Origin of the sequence: Terriglobus albidus (assembly GCF_025685425.1) — a bacterium.
In the GTDB taxonomy this organism is placed as follows: Bacteria; Acidobacteriota; Terriglobia; order Terriglobales; family Acidobacteriaceae; genus Terriglobus; species Terriglobus albidus.
In genome coordinates this window covers 444,104-462,226 of record NZ_JAGTAS010000058.1, presented here as the reverse complement: position 1 = coordinate 462,226, position 18,123 = coordinate 444,104, and the positions used below count along the sequence as shown (strand labels likewise).

11 protein-coding genes are annotated in these 18,123 nt (G+C 55.1%); 6 read left to right on the top strand and 5 right to left on the bottom strand.

The window, feature by feature from the left end:
- Positions 1-120 precede the first annotated feature (120 nt).
- From OHL21_RS20980 to OHL21_RS20970, 3 genes are read right to left on the bottom strand one after another with little or no spacing between them, the layout of a single operon-like run.
- Complete coding sequence (locus tag OHL21_RS20980; protein WP_263419260.1) at positions 121-825, bottom strand: polysaccharide biosynthesis/export family protein; 705 nt, start codon at positions 823-825, stop codon at positions 121-123.
- Complete coding sequence (locus OHL21_RS20975) at positions 804-1,469, bottom strand: P-loop NTPase family protein (RefSeq protein ID WP_263419259.1); 666 nt, start codon at positions 1,467-1,469, stop codon at positions 804-806. Before OHL21_RS20975 ends, OHL21_RS20980 begins: the two co-directional genes overlap by 22 nt.
- A 15-nt stretch (positions 1,470-1,484) precedes the next feature.
- The gene (locus OHL21_RS20970) at positions 1,485-3,071 is read right to left on the bottom strand and encodes a GumC family protein (RefSeq protein WP_263419258.1); all 1,587 of its coding nucleotides are present in this window, start codon (positions 3,069-3,071) and stop codon (positions 1,485-1,487) included.
- 678 nt (positions 3,072-3,749) lie between these two features.
- Here OHL21_RS20970 and OHL21_RS20965 point away from each other — a divergent pair.
- The 4 genes from OHL21_RS20965 to OHL21_RS20950 all read left to right on the top strand — a co-directional run bounded on the left by OHL21_RS20965 (position 3,750) and on the right by OHL21_RS20950 (position 9,176).
- Positions 3,750-5,198 carry a hypothetical protein gene (locus OHL21_RS20965; RefSeq protein ID WP_263419257.1) on the top strand — a complete coding sequence of 483 codons (1,449 nt, stop codon included), beginning with the start codon at positions 3,750-3,752 and terminating at the stop codon, positions 5,196-5,198.
- Positions 5,199-6,011: 813 nt separating this feature from the next.
- A complete protein-coding gene (locus tag OHL21_RS20960; RefSeq protein ID WP_263419256.1) occupies positions 6,012-7,217 on the top strand; it encodes a hypothetical protein in 1,206 nt (401 codons plus the stop codon).
- A gap of 237 nt (positions 7,218-7,454) precedes the next feature.
- Positions 7,455-7,889 carry a RidA family protein gene (locus tag OHL21_RS20955; protein WP_263419255.1) on the top strand — a complete coding sequence of 145 codons (435 nt, stop codon included), beginning with the start codon at positions 7,455-7,457 and terminating at the stop codon, positions 7,887-7,889.
- Between the two features lie 561 nt (positions 7,890-8,450).
- Positions 8,451-9,176, top strand: coding sequence for a 3-keto-disaccharide hydrolase (locus OHL21_RS20950; RefSeq protein ID WP_263419254.1), 726 nt, complete (start codon positions 8,451-8,453; stop codon positions 9,174-9,176).
- Positions 9,177-9,238: 62 nt separating this feature from the next.
- Here the strand turns inward: OHL21_RS20950 and OHL21_RS20945 are convergent, their stop codons facing one another.
- On the bottom strand, positions 9,239-10,309 hold the full coding sequence (locus tag OHL21_RS20945; protein WP_263419253.1) for a VWA domain-containing protein: 1,071 nt from the start codon (positions 10,307-10,309) through the stop codon (positions 9,239-9,241).
- A 25-nt stretch (positions 10,310-10,334) separates the two neighbouring features.
- Positions 10,335-13,271: a hypothetical protein gene (locus OHL21_RS20940; RefSeq protein WP_263419252.1), complete on the bottom strand. Its 2,937-nt coding sequence runs from the start codon at positions 13,269-13,271 to the stop codon at positions 10,335-10,337.
- A gap of 597 nt (positions 13,272-13,868) precedes the next feature.
- Between OHL21_RS20940 and OHL21_RS20935 the strand changes: the two genes are divergently transcribed.
- Positions 13,869-17,096, top strand: a complete 3,228-nt coding sequence (locus tag OHL21_RS20935) for a carboxypeptidase regulatory-like domain-containing protein (RefSeq protein ID WP_263419251.1) — start codon at positions 13,869-13,871, stop codon at positions 17,094-17,096.
- A 168-nt stretch (positions 17,097-17,264) separates the two neighbouring features.
- Entirely contained in the window at positions 17,265-18,110 is an 846-nt protein-coding gene (locus OHL21_RS20930) for a c-type cytochrome (protein ID WP_263419250.1), read from the top strand.
- Positions 18,111-18,123 lie beyond the last annotated feature (13 nt).

The window sequence follows — 18,123 nt, the reverse complement described above, 5'->3', positions numbered from 1 at the left end:
AGATGCTTAGAGCATTTTCCCTGTTGCTGGGTATCCCGGGAGAGGAGTGCAGCGGCGTTTTCATTGCGGAAAACGCCCATAGATGCGGAAGCCCTACACTGCACCTACAGGGAAAATTCTCTATGGCATCTGGGTCGGGTTGAAAAATATGCCGAGGTTGCTCGCCTTCATGAAGCGGGCGAGATGTTCCATCTTGTTTCGAGTCACCAGCAACATATCTCCCGGCTGTAACTCGGTATCTTTCTCCAACTCGGCCTTGGTTTTCACGTTGTGCAGGTTGAGTTTGCGCACTTCAGCGTCATCGGCGTTGATCTTCCGAAAGAGAATGACCTGCGTGTCGCGCGCGGAGTCTTTGAAGCCGCCTGCCAGCATGACGGCCTGCAGTGCTGTTGTATCGTCTCGTAACTCAAACTTCCCGGGGTGTTCCACTTCACCGGCGATGACAACGTAGGGGTGCTCGAACTCCTGCAGCGTGATTGTCAGTTCCGGGTTGTTGAGCCGCACCGATGCCTTCTGCACAATTTGGTTGCGGGCATCATCGATGGAAAGCCCTGCAAGCTTGATGTTGCCGACGATGTTCAGGTTGACGCAGCCATCGGGCTGAACCTTGATTGTCTGATTGAATTCGGGGGTGTAGCGATAGTTGAGGACGATAACGTCCCCAACGTGCAAGGTATATACAGGCCGATGGTGCAATTGCTGCTCAGCGCTCAGCAAACGATAGCCAGGCGCTACCAGAAGGATGGCCAACGTAGCGGCCAGCTTGATTGCATTCCACCGTTTTCCGAAAACTTGTTTGCCTTTTATGCTTTCGGGGATAACCATCGGGGCACCTCGCTAGTCTGCTTGTTGAGGATGTAACCAAGAACAGTTCCACCGGCAGCGGTGATCGCCTGCTCGGCCTGGCGCGGCTGGTGCCGGAGCGTTCGATTGGCTTCCGCCACCAGAATGACGCCATCGACAAATGGCGCAACGCTGAACAGATCCCCGGATTGATCCAGGGAAGGGCAGTCGATGATCGTGTAATCAAACTCAGAGCGCAGAAGCTCGATACAGTCACGCCGGTAGCGCCAGCTGCAATCCCATGGGCTACGCCGTTCCGACAATACGAGCGGCCGGGGACCTTCTGCCGCGTCATCTCCCAAGTCTTCTTTGGGGTGATTTCCCGATCTCGCAACCGAGTTACGGATGGCTTCGACCGTCGGTTCATGCAGCTTGCGTAGGAAGCTCAGATTGATTCCCGCTACCGACGAGAGGTCAGAGCTGGAGAGCTCCTGGAGCAAAGCCCTGGCTACATACGTCACGCCCCCACCGGAGTTGCTTGAGCTCAGGGCGATCACCACTCCGCAGTCCTGCTCTCGCGGCTTCTGCAGGATTGTATAGAGGAGCGTTTGATATGCCGAGCGTGTTACACCATCTGCCGATGCTGTCCATTCGGCTGTCTCCGGATGATCGAAAATCATCTTCATAATCAAGTACCCTTTCTAGCGATATCGAACTAGACTTGCCCTCTGCATCTTTTGCGGTTCTGCATTGGCTGTAAGTCCAATCAGGACCGGACCAAAGTCCGGAAGCCGCTCTTTCTTTCTCGTGCGGTCCTTATCCAGCGGCACTGTAGCCAGGACTGGATAGCGCGCGTATTTGTCCAACTCGTAGGCGTTGGCGATGGTTTCTCTTCCCATCTCGGCAAGAAAGACCAGGAAACTGGCAAGGAAAATTGCGGTGAGACCACCCAGGATCGAGTCCACGACCGGCTTTGGGCGAAATGGCATCGCAGAGTAGGTTGGATTCTGCTGCACTGCGACGTTGAGGAGGCGGTTTTCATTCATCGCATCTGCCATCTGTGCTTCATCGCGCTTTTGCGTATAAAGCTGATAGTTATTGGTCAGATCGGCAACCTTCTGCCGTAGCGTTGTGTATTCGACCGTAGAATCTTCGGCGTGAGAGAGATTCTTGCGAAGTTCACTCACTTGTTGTGAGAGCGCATCGCGTTTGGCCTGTAAGGCCTTGCGATTGGTCTGATTCTGAATGATGGAAGCGGTCAGGGTTTGCCAGACAGGGTTTACGTCCGTCGCGCTCTCCTGCGAGGTCATCTGCTGCGCATTCTTCAGTGCAGATCTCGTATTCGAGATCTTTGTCTCAATCTCCTGCACAATGCGGTCCTGCGGGGTGAACTTCGTCAGCAACGAGGTGCGCTCATTCTGCAACTCGGCAAGCAGCGTATTCAGCCGTTCCACTGAGTAGTCGTTGGGGATGGTACGTTGCTGCGTCATCTGCCGCGGAGCGATGCCGGACAGTTGATGCGTGTCGCTCGCGATGCGCTGTGTCATCTCCCCGATCTGCGCATCCATGCTTCTCATTTCGGATTGCGCATCATTGATCTGGCGATCGATATTCTGCTCCGTTTCGGGCAGAGATACGATATTGTGCTGCTGCTGATATTGCGCCAGTTCCTGCTGCGCCTTGTCGAGATCGGTTTTGTAGCGTGCGGCTTCGTTGGCGAAGAATTGAGAAGTGCCTGGCGGCTGTGCAATCTCGCGATGTTTCGCCAGGAAGGCATTCAACAACCTATTGAGCGCGTCGGCGGCTTGCTTAGGATCGGACGCGACGTACGTTGCATGAATCACATTCGATTTACGTACGAGGTCGACGTTGAGCCCCTTTTCGAATTTATCTACGGCCTTGTCATGGGCTTTCTGCTCCGACGGCGACATGCTTCCGATCGGCCGGTTCTTCCATTCGGGATCGACTACACTGCTGGCCAGGCTTCGGCTTTGGAGTAATTGAATCTCTGAGTTGATCCGCTCTTCCGTCACTCCATTGATCTCGATCGTGCCATTCACACGGCTCGGAGTAATCTGTTGATCGGCTCGTGTGTTCTGCACGAGGATGTCCATCTCTGAGCGGTACTGACGCGGGCGAAGAATGGTATACGCCACGGACAGGGAGAAGATGCCGACTACGACGGAAAGCCACAATCGGCGATGTCGAAAGGCGGCTTCGATGATATGGCGCGACGAGAAACTTTCCTGTTGCGTCGCTAGTGCTGCGTTACCTGGAAGGCTGTGCATGATTACAAATCACCTCTGCGCAATAGAAGTACCTTTCGATCACGTGGTGCCTACGCTTGCACGCGGACCCAGGAATTGGACAATGCCGCGCGCACGCCGATCAGACGTGCGGATTGCAAATCGAACTGCTGTTACAAGGATGGTCCGAACGCAAAAAGCTGCACATCGGAGGAATGTCTATTTCTGGGTCATGGGATCGTGCCAAGAAAGACTGGCATAAAATCACGACCAAAACACGTACGGCGTTTCGGCTTAAGAGTGCATCGAACCAAAATTATCCAGCTACAACGTGTAATGTCGGATTCCCAACATTTATTGATCTTGTAAATATTGGCCCGGTTGGGAAATATTTGGACAAGACTAGGAAATATTTGGACCAGAGTTAGGAAATATTTGGATCAGGATAGCGCTTCAAATAATTTGTGCATTTTCCAACGCAATCTTGGAATTGTTCCCGATTAGTATGAAGATACCGAGCACGTCAATTTCAATCGAGCAGACGACGCCACTGTAAGCGTTCTCCGCTTTGTGCGCGTTAGAGCATTCTCCCTGTTGCGGGGTGTCCCGGAAGAGGAGTTGCCGCGGCGTTTTCATTGCGGAAACACCCATAGATGTAGAAGTCCCGCACTGCACCTACAGGGAAATGCTCTAGCGGCGGTGTCTCTGAAGGATGGTAGTTTGGGTTTTCTTTCGTTTGGGAGGATTCTGGTCGCTGGCCAGCAGTCTCTAGCTATTTCGGAGCCATCGGATACAACCTGCAAGACGATTATTCGGAAGCCGGTCTCACGACGCACCAATCAATTCAACAAGTGGATGCGCACATCGTTCGCGTGCGCCTTTGTCTTTTATCTGGGGTGCGGCTCTGCCAGACAGTTATTGGCGGCTGGTGGGCAGGCAACCACAACAGACGCGGTAACATTGCCCCAGGTACAGGCCTCTCCCGCCGATTCCTTTGTCGACTCGATGGGCGTAGTTACACACATAACCTACGGGAACACTCCTTACTACACTAACTGGTCTCAGACACTCAAGTTCCTCCAGGATCTTGGTATCCGTCATATCCGTGATGGCTATTTCGATCCGAGCTGGACGCCATTTGCTACGAAGCATCAGCAGTTGGCGCAATCGGGAATCCGTACGAACTATGTGATTCCCTACGATCCTACGATTTCTTCGCAGAGTATCCAGCAGCTTGCGTCTGTCAGCAATGACATGGAGCTTCTCGAAATTCCGAATGAGTGTGACCTCGCGGGAAGCTGCGGCGTTTCCTGGGATTCAAGCATGGCCAATATGGTTTCGATCTCGCCGGTTGTGAAGTCAGCGGGAACGGCGATGAATGTTCCCGTTCTTGGGCCGGCCTTTGCCGCGTACGAAACCTATGGACAAGTGGGGAATCTCAGTCCACTCATGAACTACAACAACCTGCACGTATACTTCGGCGGCCGCAATCCTGGCGCGGAAGGATGGGGTGCTCCGGACGCACAGGGAAATGCATACGGAACATTTAAATTCTGGCTCGACCAGGCAAATCTCGATGCACCGGGGCTGCCTTCACAGATCACAGAGACGGGTTACATGACCTTCCCCGGTAACCCGACCCCCTACACCGTTCCTCCAGATGTCGAAGAATCTTACATCCCGCGGACGTACGCCCTTGCTTATCTCAACGGCATTGGCCGGACCTATGTGTACGAACTCCTCGATGAGATCAACTCCCCTGGCTTCGGACTGGTCGACGGCAATATGAATCCGCGGCCGGCATACTATGCGATTCGGAACCTGATCGGGGCTCTCGCTGATCCGGGACCGAGCTTTACCCCTGGAACATTGCCCTATGCCATCACCGGAGATTCGACGCTACGCAAGTTGCTGTTTCAGAAACGCGACGGCAGCTTCTTGCTGCTCCTCTGGTCAGAACAAAGCAGCTACGACACAGTGCATAGTCTCTACACGCCGGTGATTCCGCAGCAGGTAACACTTTCGCTTGGAGGAACCTACTACACTCCCAGTGTCGGCACGTTCGATACAAGCGGCAATCTGAACTGGACCAATACGGATACAGCAAGCCAGACAGTGCCGTTTACGATCTCAGACCAAATCACGATTGTGAAGATACTTCCGCGGTAATCCTCGTTATGATCTCCGATGGATCAGAATTCCTGTAGGGAACGCTCCGCGGAGGTTACTGGATGAATGCTGTGAATTTCCTGAGAGGGGCACCCCCTCTCTTTTTTTCTTGCGCTTCCGGCGTGCGGCTCATAGCTCCGCCGACTCCGGAAGCCGATCTTTCTGCTGGGCTAGGTCGGCGCTGCCTCAATACGAAGGTTCTGTATTAATTGTTATTAACGTTCGAACGTAACCCACTACGTTTAATGTTGCCTTCCCGACTGTTCGCTAAGCGTGAATCTCCTCGTTCCCAGTGAGGTCGGTTGCCCGAAAATTTATGGGCAGCTATAGAAGAAGACACCTTCGTGTGCGGTTGGCGCGGAATCTGGAAACCTTTGGACCAAAATGGGTCTGCAAGCCGTTTTGTATGGCATTCCGAAACTAGCGCTGGAATAGTTCCCGCTTAGGATGAAAACACTGAGCACGTCAATTTCAATCTAATAATAAGTAGACGCCACCATTGCGCGTTTGTTCGTCGCTTCGTGCGCGTTCGTGTTGGTGTGTCTGAAGGACGGTAGTTTGAGTTTTCTTTCGTTTGGGAGGATGCTGACCGCGGGTCAGCAGGCATTATTCAGTTCAAAGTCCTTGGATACAAGCTGCAAGAAAGCTTTCGGGAAGCCGGTATCAAGACACGGCAGATCATCCAGAAGACGGATTCTACAAGCATTGTTTGTGTGCGGCTGTGCCGTTTCTTTGGGCTGCGGTTCTGCCAAAGAGGTACTGGCAGCCGGGGGGCAGCCATCTACAAGTTCAGGTCCAGTAACCCTGCCTCAGGTGCAGGCTTCGTCTGCCGATGCGTTTGTTGATTCGATGGGTGTGGTTACACACATGACCTACGACAATACCCCGTACTATACCAACTGGCCGAAGGTGTTGACGTACTTGCAGCGTCTTGGTATCCGTCATGTCCGTGATGGATACTTCAATCCTAACTGGGGCGCACCGTTGACCACGCGTCATCAGCAGTTGGCACAATCCGGGATCCGCACGAATTACGTGGTGCCGTACGATCCCGCAATCACATCCCAGAGCATTCAGAAACTTTCGGCTGTGAACAAAGACATGGAGCTTCTCGAGGCTCCGAATGAGTGTGATGTAGCGGGGAATTGCGGAGCGACTGTAATCACAAGCATGGCTAATATGATGGCGTTTACTCCGGTGGTGCGTTCAGCCGGAACAGCGTTGAATATACCTGTGCTGGGACCGTCATTCGCCGCATACGAAGCCTATGGAACGGTTGGCAATATCAGTTCTCTGATGACGCATAACAATCTGCACGTCTACTTCGGTGGGCGTAATCCCGGCATCGCTGGATGGGGCGGTCTGGATGCACAGGGAAATGCCTATGGGTCTTTTCCATTCTGGCTCGATCAGGCGAATCTCGACGCGCCCGGACTGCCTTCGTTGATCAGCGAGACAGGATACTTGAGCTTCCCGGGCAATCCGACACCTTATACGATCCCAACGGATGTGGAGGAGTCCTATATTCCACGGAGCTATGCTCTCGCATTTCTGAATGGAGTAAAGCGGACCTATGTGTATGAGCTTCTCGAAGAGATCAATTCGCCTGGCTACGGACTGATTGACGGCAATATGAATCCACGGGCCGCATATTACGCAATCCAAAACCTGATTGCGAATCTCTCCGACCCGGGACCGAGCTTTACTCCTGGGACGTTGCCCTATACCGTCACTGGAGGAGATTCGAACGTTCGTCAGCTACTGCTCCAGAAGCACGATGGGAGTTTCTGGCTGCTCCTCTGGTCAGAACAGAGTAGCTACGATCCGGTGAACTGCTTGTATCTGCCGGTGACCCCGCAGCAGGTAACTCTCTCTTTGGGTGGAACTTACTATACCCCCAATATAGGTACGTTCGACACAACCGGCAATCTGAACTGGACCAGCACGCATACGACAAATCAAACCATGCCGCTTACGATCTCAGATCAAATCACGATGGTGAAAATACTGCCGCGGTAAGGTCTTCCTCGTTAGAGCATTTTCCCTGTTGCTGGGTATCCCGAAAGCGGTGTGAAGCGGCGTTTTCATCGCGGATAACGCCCCATAGATGCGGGAGCCCCTACACTAGATCTACAGGGAAAATGCTCTATGATCTCTGGTGAATGAGAGTTCCCGTAAGGAACGCTCCGCGGAGGTACTGGATGAATGCTGTGAATTTCCTGAGGGGGGGTAACCCCCTCTCTTCTTTTGTGTCTCGTGCTTTCGGCTTCTGCTTTCGGGCAAGCCAAGACCAACTCTCCTGTTCAGTTTCACAACTCTCCGGCGCTGGCGCCATCATCTGGATACAGTCAATCGGCGGTTGTTACGGGAGGAAAGCTCATCTTTCTATCGGGTCAGGTAGGCGCTGATAAAAGCGGCCACATTGCGAAAGATGACTTCAATGCACAGGCAAAACAGGCCTTCGAGAACCTGACGGCGGTCCTTGCTGAGAATGGCGCCACACCGCTCAATCTGGTGAAGCTTAACTACTACATCGTTGGGTTGAATGCAGATCGTCTGAAGTCGTTGCGGGCTATTCGCGATCGGTACATCGATGTGCAACACCCGCCTGTGAGCACGCTCGCCGGGGTGAAGGATCTCTTTCGCGAAGAGTGTCTGATTGAGATTGAGGCTGTCGCGGTGCTTCCGTGAGGTGTATCGACGTTTAGGGTTTGATTTTCTTTGGCATTTCGCAGCGATAGCGGAGAAATCTGCTTTTTGCGCCATTCATTGTGTGACAAAAATCCAAGTAGGCCTGAATAGATGCCTCGCCTCTCACTTCTACCTATATGTCGATACCCTCTCGGCACTGGCAGATTTGTCAGTGCCATTCTTCGAATCAAGATGGAATGCTTTCGGGTCGCGAAACTCTTCTTCCAAAGGAATAACGATCATCACTGGTCAGACCTTCCGTTCTGCGTTAAATGTGCTCTCTGTTTTTCGTCCTTCCTACCCTCGCCAATAGCGTCAGTCTCGCGATAGGATGCCATCGGTCCCTGAAAAACTCTTCTTTGGAAGGAAGGAAACTGTATGGCTCCTATGCCGTATCGGCCGTCTCGCTCTCTTCGTTCACATATCGTTGGTTTCTTGTGCTTCTCTGCACTTGTGTGTGCTTCGGCAAGCCTGATGGCGCAAGCGCCGCCTGCTTCGGCGGATGCTGCACAGCCCCCACGGCGTCCGCAGATCGGGCCTGACGGAAAACCGTTGCCAGGTATGCCTAGGTTTCATGAGCCAGATCCTTATGACATTAATGAACACACAGGCTTCAAAGAGATCTTCGATGGTAAGACCTTCAACGGATGGGATGCCGATACAACGATCTGGCGCGTTGAAGACGGTGTGATGATCGGTGAAACCCTCGAAGGGAAGCCGCGTGGAAATAACTACATCGTTTATCGCGGAGACACGACAAAGGACTTCGACCTGAAGCTGCAGATCAAAGTAGAAAAGGGCGGCGGTGGCGGCATTCAATATCGCAGTCAGACCGGAATCCCGTGGACGCGTGTACAACCCGCGGGTTTGCCTCCCTATGATCTGCGTTACATGATGACGGGGCCCCAGGCCGACTTCTGGTTTCCAGTAAGACCGCAGGCATTTACCTACACCGGGCAGTGGTACTCGGAGAATACGATGCAGGGCATCCTGGCATGGCGTGGACAGGTGACTCAAACAATTCCGGGCAAGCCGAATCGTCTTGTTGCTGAGATCGGCGACCGGCAGGCGCTGGGCGGTTACGTGAAGATTAACGACTGGAACGACTATGAGGTGATCGCGCGTGGTGGGGTGATGATGCATATCATCAATGGACACCTGATGGCGATCTATATCGACGACGATCCTAAGTCAGTTAACAACCAGGCTGGTCTGATCGGATTTGAGATCGAAAGCCAACCTTGCAAGATTTCGGTCAAAAATATCTGGTTGCGCAAGCTGGACTAATTGGGAGAAAGCACAAAAGAGCCGGGGAGAGGATCCCCGGCTCTTTGTCGTCTAGTGTATGGCTACTGTGGCGTTGGCACGCCCGGCCATTCGCGTCCTGGAGGAGCGATCGGTGCAACCTGCGAGGTCTGCTGAAGCCGATAACCTTCGCGGGTGCGAATCTTGTATTTCTGCATGCTCTTGTCAGCCAGCTTTACGGTAATGGTGCGCCAGCCCTGATTGGGGTTGGGCGCCGGGTAATAGCTGAGTGAGTAGAGGTGCGCCAGATCTTCGCGAATGGACTCGAAGGCCATCTTCTCGTCCTTCCAGCTCTTGGAGAAGTAAGCTTTACCACCTGTGGCCTTGCTAATGCGTTCGAAGACGGTCGTCGAAGCCTCATCGTTAAGAGCCTCGCGGGTGCTGATCATGTAAATGATGGTGCCCGTGGATTGCGCTAATTCGGCTACGTCCTCCGGGGGGACCATGCTGGCGTTATCCGGACCGTTCGAGAAGACGACAATGGCTTTGCGGCCATGCAGTGGAGCGGCGTCTTTCAAGGTAAGCAGGAGGCTGTTGTAGAGCGCTTCGTCATCGCCGGCGACGGTGCTGCGGACGCCGCGGATCACGGCGCTACGATCGGCGGTGAGAGGAGTAATCTTCGAGAGATTGCGGCTATAGGAGTAGAAAGCCACCTTGCTGACGCCTTCGAGCGAACGGATGAAATCCGCGATAGCGTCCTGCGCGAACACGAAGCCGCGATACATGTAGTTGCTGCTGTCAAACAGAATGAAGACGCTGGCTCCAGCAGGCTGGGGACCGCCGGTCGCGGATGGAAGAGCCGGGTCACCGGGCGCGGAAATGGGAGGCGGAGCCGTCGCAGACATGGGAACGCCTGTATCGTCAGCCGCGCGTGTGAGTGTCGTGACTCCCTCTTCAAAACCTGCCAGCTTTTCGGGGATCTTATCCTCGGTGACGACAAAATCACTCGGCTTCAGACCGCCGATGTAATTGCCCTTGCCGTCTGTAACGGCAACGCTCAACTGTACGAGTACGACGTTGACGCGAATCCGCGAGCTATCCTCCTGCGCGCGCAGGCCACCATGCAAAAGCACCAACAGACCCAATGACGTTCCAGTGAACAAATTTCTAAACATACTCAGTGTCCCGTAATCCCAAATTTCATTGCACGCTGCTTGCAACCGCTTGCGCTGCTTTTTGTGCCGTAATCGTATGCCGGAAGTCTTCTCCCGTCTCTCGCATGGCACGGTCCAGCGCGGCCCAGTCTTCGATGTGCGATGCGAAGATCTTTGCCGTCATACGCCGGGTCAGTTCCGGCACAAGACGATGAAGCATGACTGGTTGATAGCCGAGCTCATCGGCAAGCCGGGCCCAGTAGAAGTTGTTGGAGTCCCAGCTTTCACCGAAGAGGCGGCTCGAGAATCCCCCGAAGAAAGGAAATGGTTTGATCGCCAGCAGATTGCGGCCATAGCTGGAATCCATGACCGGGTGAGGTACGCCGAAATCGCGCGCAATACGGTCAGACCGTGACTCTTCCGGATGTTCTTTGCTCAGCGCTTCGAGTTCCTGTTCCGCGGGACTCCATGCCTGCTCCTGCGGGAACCTTGTGCGGTACAGCGAGGTGAGATAGAAAGCATCGGCGGGAGCTATCTTTGGCGGTGTGGGAGCTTTGCTGTTCCATGCATCATCTACCGTTATCATCTGACCGACGGTCAGGCGATCTTCCAGGATGCCGCGGACGCGGGAACGGACTTCTGGACTTTTACGGGCGAGATCGATCAGGTCTTCTCCGGCTCGTTGATAGAGCGCAGCGGCATGCATCTCCGGAGCGGTGATCTCCCACCAACGCGGCATGCTCGCGGAGACGAGAAGCTCAGGAACCAGTTCGCGCCAGATAAGTGCCTGTACATTTTCCGGAACGATGAAGTCCTGCTCCGACTTTGCCAAAGCGAAGGGAAGGTCCGCGAGCGAGCCGGCGAGATATGCTCCGCCGCTGGCAGGCGAGCCGGTACCGAAGAGCTCCGCAATCATCCATGCACGTTCAGGGCTCGAAACGGTGGCGCCGGTAAAGTCATGGGCACGCACAAAGACGGGATTGTGGTGCAGCATCTGAGCGCCAGGTGGCTCGTAGTAGGCGTAGTTCAGTCCTACCAGCGTGTCGCGGAGAAAGGCGGCCAGGGTGCCACGGGCATTTTCAAGCTGCTGCTTGTTTGGCTGCGACTTCAGCAGCTTGGTCATGTCAACACGCGCCTGGAGCTGCGCATGGCGGATCGAGTATCCGCGGGGAGCCCACTCGATGCGCTCCATGGTGGTGAGAATGGCGCGCGGCATCTCGAACTCGCGTAGTTCTTCGGCCATCGGCAGTAACTTGTCTGCGGTGGTGGTGCCTTGGGAAAGAGCGGAGAGACCGTCACTGAAAGCGAAGAGCGTATCAAGCGAGACCAGCCGCTGATCGATCATGACGGAACGGATACGGCCGGCCATCTCCTGCTGCATCGCGCGGGCTTCCCGGCTGCTCTGGTTTGGACCTCCAAGCAGACTGATCCATTCATCCTGTGTGCAGTTTGGTTTCCCGGCGGCCGCCATGGCAAGCTGTCCGAGCGATTCACGGGCGTGATCGAAGAGCTCGGTATCATTCTGGACCTTGTTGAAGGGCTCCAGGATGTGTTGCCAGGAGGCATTCAGCATCGCGGGCTGGATCTCATCCTGGCGGGCCAGCACCTGCCATATGCCAACTATGGCCTGGAAGGAACCGAGAGCGTTGCCGCGAAGCGTCTCATTGGAGATGCCGCCTACAGCCTGAGCTGTATTGATGAACTGCTGAATTGAGTCATTGTCGAGTTCTGGGAACTCCGCAAAGAGCGGGAACCAGTTGGCGTACTGCGAGAAGTGCGATGCCATCAGACGAACCGTCTGCGGATCGAGCGGTTTGGCATTGCCACGGGCGCGGTCGATGGCATTGGCCTGAAGGAAGATCTGCAGCGGTCCGCTCTCCATATCGGTGCGGGAGATTCCAACCATCCCTTGCAGCACCTGCTCCGGACGATTCCATCCTTTTGCGCGTTTGGCCCATTCGCTTGTGGCGTGATTGCGCGGAGCATCGGCCAGGATGTGCTTCCAGGTATCAATATCTCCCGGAATATGAGGTGTGCCATCGGGAGCCCAGTTCGCACGTGAGAAGAGAACAAGAATATCTGGAGCGCGGCGGAAGACACCGCGGGTCGCAGGCGGATCCTGATCGGAGGGACGGAAGGCTTCGTAGAGCTGCTTCATGCGCGTAGGCTCGGTAAGGTGAGCCTGCTCTTCACGGCTGGCGCGAGACATCGCGTCGAAGTAGGCCGCGGTCCAGCCACGGTCTTTTGCAAGCAGATGCAGGATGAAGTCTCCCGGCGACTGCGGGCTGGCTCCCACAATATCTTTCCAGGCATTGTCGCTGGTGGGGCCGCCAGGGACGATGACGCGGTTATCGCGGACGGTGAGCTCTCCGCCATAGAAGTCGAGGACTGCCGCGACTGGAGCCAGGCGGCGGAGACCAGGCTGGCGCAGCAGCACGTTGCGTGTTTCAGGATCGAGCTTGCTCATCGCCCAATAAAGACGCGCCACTGAAGGATCGTCGACGATGGCGTCAATCAGGCTGCTAATGCCACGGCGACGACTGGTGCTGATGCTGAACCAGTCACCCTCATGCAACAGACCTGGCACCTGCGAATAGGTGTAAGGCATGGTAAAGGTCTGGCCGTTTTGCAGTGCTTCTTCAAGCTGGGGCAGGGGAAAGCCGGAATCAATGGTCAGGAAAGCTCGATCGGGATCGGCAGTGGTAAGCAGTGTGGTCTTTCCACAGCCGTTGCGGATGCGGTAACCCAGGATCTGCAGAAGTGGGACCGCGTCCGTGCAGTTTGTGACCTTAAGAGCTCCCGCGGGACCTGCGAGCGCCTGGAGTTCTCGTGCCTGGGCAACGTAGCGGTCCAGCAACATCAGGTATTCCGATGGCCTGCCGCCGGAGTAGCCGCGGATGAAGACACTGCGCGCGAAGAGCGGAAGAATATCTTCCGGAGCGGCTTTCTGGCTGACGCCCGCCATGCGCAGAAACGAGCGCAACGGCCCTGGGATTAGCACAGTACTGTTTTGAGCGAACGTGACCGACCCAAGCCCGAGAAGGCTTGCCGCAAAGAGATATAACCCACGCCGATGGAACCGCATCACGGATACCTCGCACCTGGAAGAGCTTCTTTAAACTTGTCCCCGAAACAGAGCCGGTGTTCCGGTGCGAGCAAGAGTACATCATCCTTGTTCCGGGTCCAAGGGTGGAACGAGAGTTTTTGTTGCGTTGAATGTCATTTGATTGTCAGGTCCCGTTAGGGCAGTGCTCGGAAGGTAATCCGGCGGAACTGCCTGATAAGAAAGGGAGTCGCTCCAGAACTCTGAGACGACTCATAAAAACATTTTTTCTGCCCGTATTTTGGTACACAGCAAAATTTCGGTTGACAGTCATTTGCCTTCTCCCTATATATTTTTGCCCGCGTAATAAAGCCGTCAAAGACGGAACTCAAAAACAGGTTTGCCTTGTAACGCAGGGAAGTCCTCTTCCACACAGGGCGGCCATAGGAAGTCATTGAACAGGGGGCGTATATGAAGCGAAGGCTTCTAATGTTTTTCCTAGTACTTATTTCGTCAATAGGAATTTCCGCAGCTCAGGTGGTGGACAGCCAGCAGATTTCGGGCACTGTCACCGATCCTTCCGGGGCGTCGGTTCCTGGGGCGGATGTCACCGTAACCAACGAGGCCACCGGCGTCAGCCGTGCGGTCAAATCGAACGACGACGGTAACTACGTCGTTCTTAATCTTCCCGTCGGTATCTACACCGTCACTACGACGATGTCGGGTTTCAAGAAGTCGGTCCTGACCGGTGTCCACGTTGACGTGGGCAGCAAGCCGTCCGTACCGGTTCAGCTTGCTCTTGGCCAGGCCACTGAGTCCATCGAGGTAAAGTCGAGCGATGTGCTGATCCAGACAACGACGGCCGAGATTGGCGGCGTTATCTCCAGCACAGAAGCTACCCAGATCCAGTTGAACGGCCGTAACTACATTCAGCTCCTCACCCTTCAGCCTGGTGTATCGCAGACAGTGGCCGGCGGCTTCTCGCTTTTTGGTACCTATGGCGTCAGCGGCAGCGCACAGTCGGTCAATGGTATTCGTACCGATTCGGCGAACTACTTCATTGACGGGGTCGACAATAAGGACAACGGCGGCGGCGGTAACAACTTCGTAAACATCTCACCGGACTCGTTGCAGCAGTTCCGTAACGTCGCATCCGCCTACGATGCCAGCTACGGTGGAACTTCGGGTGCGACAGTTTCCGTCGCGATCAAGAGCGGTGGGCGCAACTTCCACGGCAGTGTGTACGAGTATCTGCGCAATGACGCGATTCAGGCGTATCCCTTCCGGGCGATCAGTTCTTATAGCTCGCCTCCGGTAAAGGCACCGCTGCGGTATAACGACTTCGGCTACACCATCGGCGGTCCCATCTGGATCCCGGGTGTCTTCAACAAGAACCGTGAAAAGCTCTTCTTCTTTGCCGCACAGGAATACAAGCGCCTTCGCACCTCGACGGTGCAGAATGTGACGGTCCCTACGCCGGCGGCAATTGCAAGTGCTATCGCAGCGGGAGGATCCACTGCCACCGGCCGCGCTCTTGCAGCGACGGTGCTGCAGGACCCAACTGGCAATTTCCGCTACCTCAGCCTGGGAAACAATAACCAGTCGGAATACCTGGTCAAGGTCGACTACAACATGAACGAGAAGAACCAGATCAGTGGGCATTTCGTTCATGACAACACGCTTAACGTCGGTAATCCGACGAACTTCGTGATCTATGACCGTACCATCCCTGGACTGACCTCTTCGCTGCAGTGGACGCATACCTTCAATGACAAGACGGTAAACGTCGCAACCGGCTCCTATTCCGGAAACATTATCAATGAGGGTGGCAACATTCGGGCGAATCCTCAGTTCAGGGGGGCGAAGATCCTTCGTTCTGACTTCGGACTGACATACGCGACTCTGTTCAACGCTTCGCCGATCATTCCGCAGATTACCATCACTGGATTCGGTAACCCCAACGTATCGCCGAGGCAATTCGATAACTATCAACGTATTTATGCGCTGAAGGATGACTTCTCGCGTGTGCTGGGAAATCATTCGCTCAAGATCGGTGCGTACTTCTGGCGCGCGCGTAAGAACCAGACGGCTCCGCCGGCTTTGAACGGACAGTTCACCTTTGCATCGTTGAACGCCCTCGTTCAAGGCAACTTCGCAAACTATACCGAAGGCAGCAACATTCCCCAGATCCAGGCCCGCTTTCCTCAGTTTGAAACCTATGTGCAGGATGACTGGAGAACAACCCGCCGGTTGACCTTGAATGTGGGTCTCCGCTGGCAGTTCATGCCGCCAATTTCAAGCTGGCCCAACAACACCGCGTTCTTCGACCCGACGCTCTTCGATCAGTCGAAGGCAGCGACCATCAGCCAGGCGAACGGAAGCATTACCTCCAATCCTTCGCCTTACAACGGTCTGGTACTGCCCGGCAACGGCTTCTCTGAGAAGGCGAAGCAGGTGGTAGCGCCATCCGTATACAACAACCCAGCCGTGCAGGCGCTGTTCCGCAACAAGCCCGGCGGCATTGTCAACACCGTCTACAATACCTTCGCGCCTCGAGTTGGGTTCGCGTATGACCTGACGGGCAAACAGGCGACCGTCATTCACGGCGGCTACGGCATGTCCTACGAGCGTGTCGAAGGCAACTATATCTACGGTGCGTCGTCGCAGCTGCCGTTTACCGCAGTTGCTTCACTTGCCAGCGCCGGTAACGTAGACAGCCTCGGCAGCATCGGTACACAGTCCACGCCAACCAATATCGGTAACTCGGCGGCAATGAACCTTGAGCCGCCGCGGATTCACAGCTACAGCTTTGGTGTACAGCACAAGCTGTTCAACAACACGTCCCTTGAGTTGAACTATGTAGGCTCACGTTCAGCGAATCTGACCTACCGCAAAAACCTCAACCAGGCCGCCGCTGGCACTGAGCAGGCAAATCCGTTGGCCGCCGCTCAGCGTAACGCATGGCGTCCGTATCGCGGCTACGGCGAAATCTACCAGTACACCAACGGAGCCCATGCGAACTACAACTCGCTGCAGTTCCGTATGCAAACCCATTTCAGCCACGGTGGCCTGGCGACGATTTCCTATACATGGTCTAAGGCTCTGACCGAAGGTTCTACGTTTGACTATCAGCCGCAGGACAGCAACAATCTGCACGCTGACTATGGTCCGGCCAATTACAACCAGCCGAAGATCTTCGTAGCCAGCTATGTCTATCCCATCCCGTTCTGGCAGCATGAGCAGGACTGGTACAAGCGTGTCATCGGAGGCTGGCAGCTCTCCGGTATTACCCGTATTGCGAACGGCCTGCCGATCAATGTGGTTCAGCCCTCCGGCCAGTCAGTCGCAGGCAATCTCGTGACAACTTCCGCTGTTCCTCAGCGCCCGAATCTGGTTGGCGATCCCTACGCGCATAACGGCAAGCAGTACCTAAACCCTGCTGCATTCGCTGTTCCGGCGCCGGGAACCTACGGCAACCTGGGATACGATGCCATCAAGGGGCCGCTGTTCAATAACTGGGACGTCGCGTTGCAGAAGAACATTCCGATCCACGAAGAGATTGGAGCGGAGTTCCGCGCCGAGATGTTCAATGCTCCGAACCACCTGTCGCTCTTCACGATCAGCAATACGCTCGGAACTGCGCAGGCAAATGGGACCTATCAGCCGAACTTCGACTCGACCGGTAGTTTCAAAAATTCCTTCGGCCAGGCGACGGCTTCAACTGATCCGCGCACGATGGAATTCGTCCTCCGCGTTCATTTCTAACCTCCAACGGGCCCCGGCTTTATGCCGGGGCCTGCTTTTTCCAGCTACAACCGCGCTTGACATGCGTTTTTCGCGCCTCTTATATTCGAGGCGGAAAATAAATCCATTTTTATTACGGCTGCGCCTTGCTTCCAATGGAGTTTGCGCGGCGCAAGAAGCGAAGGTTCGATGAGGCTCCGTTCCCGAGACATCCTGCTGACCGCCGCCGTTGCGGCTCCGGCCATGCTGTTTACCTTTAGCCGTATGACGGCGCAAGCTCCACGAACTCCTGCTCAAAGGCCTAGTTGGACGGTCGGGTCGCAAGGACCTCTGCCGGAACACGCCAAGTTCACGCCGCAGCAGGCGGAAAATGGCGGCGCGCTCTTTATCCAGAACTGTGCTTTTTGCCACGGCAAGGATGCAGGCGGCGGCGAGACCGGGCCTGATCTGACACGTTCGAAGCTGGTAACCGGCGATAAGAACGGCGAGGCGATCGGGGCCGTGATCCGCAACGGTCGCCTGGATAAGGGCATGCCGCGCTTCAGCCTGTCGGATACCGAGATTCTGAATCTCGTGGCCTTTATTCATGCTCAGCAGGACGCCTCCCTGTCGCAGTCCGGCAATCGCCGCGGTGTCGACGAGAGCGATCTGCACACCGGCAATGCCGAGGCAGGTAAGAAATATTTCGAAGGGCCGGGCGGGTGCACACAGTGCCACTCCGCAACCGGAGATCTAGCTGGGATTGCGTCGAAGTTCAGCGGTCTCAGACTTGAGATGCAGATGTTGTACCCCCGCGACGCCAAGACGAAGGCGACTGTGAAGACCAAGTCGGGCCAGACCTTTACCGGCACTGTTGAATACGAGGACGAGTTCACGCTCGGGATTCGTGACAGCTCCGGTATCTATCGCTCATGGCCGATGACAGCGATCACTGCAAAGCTCGATAAGCCGGTTGAGGCTCACGTAACCGCCATGAGCAAGTACACCGATGACGACATTCATAATGTTCTCGCGTATATCCAAACCCTTAAGTAAGGAAAGAGAGCGC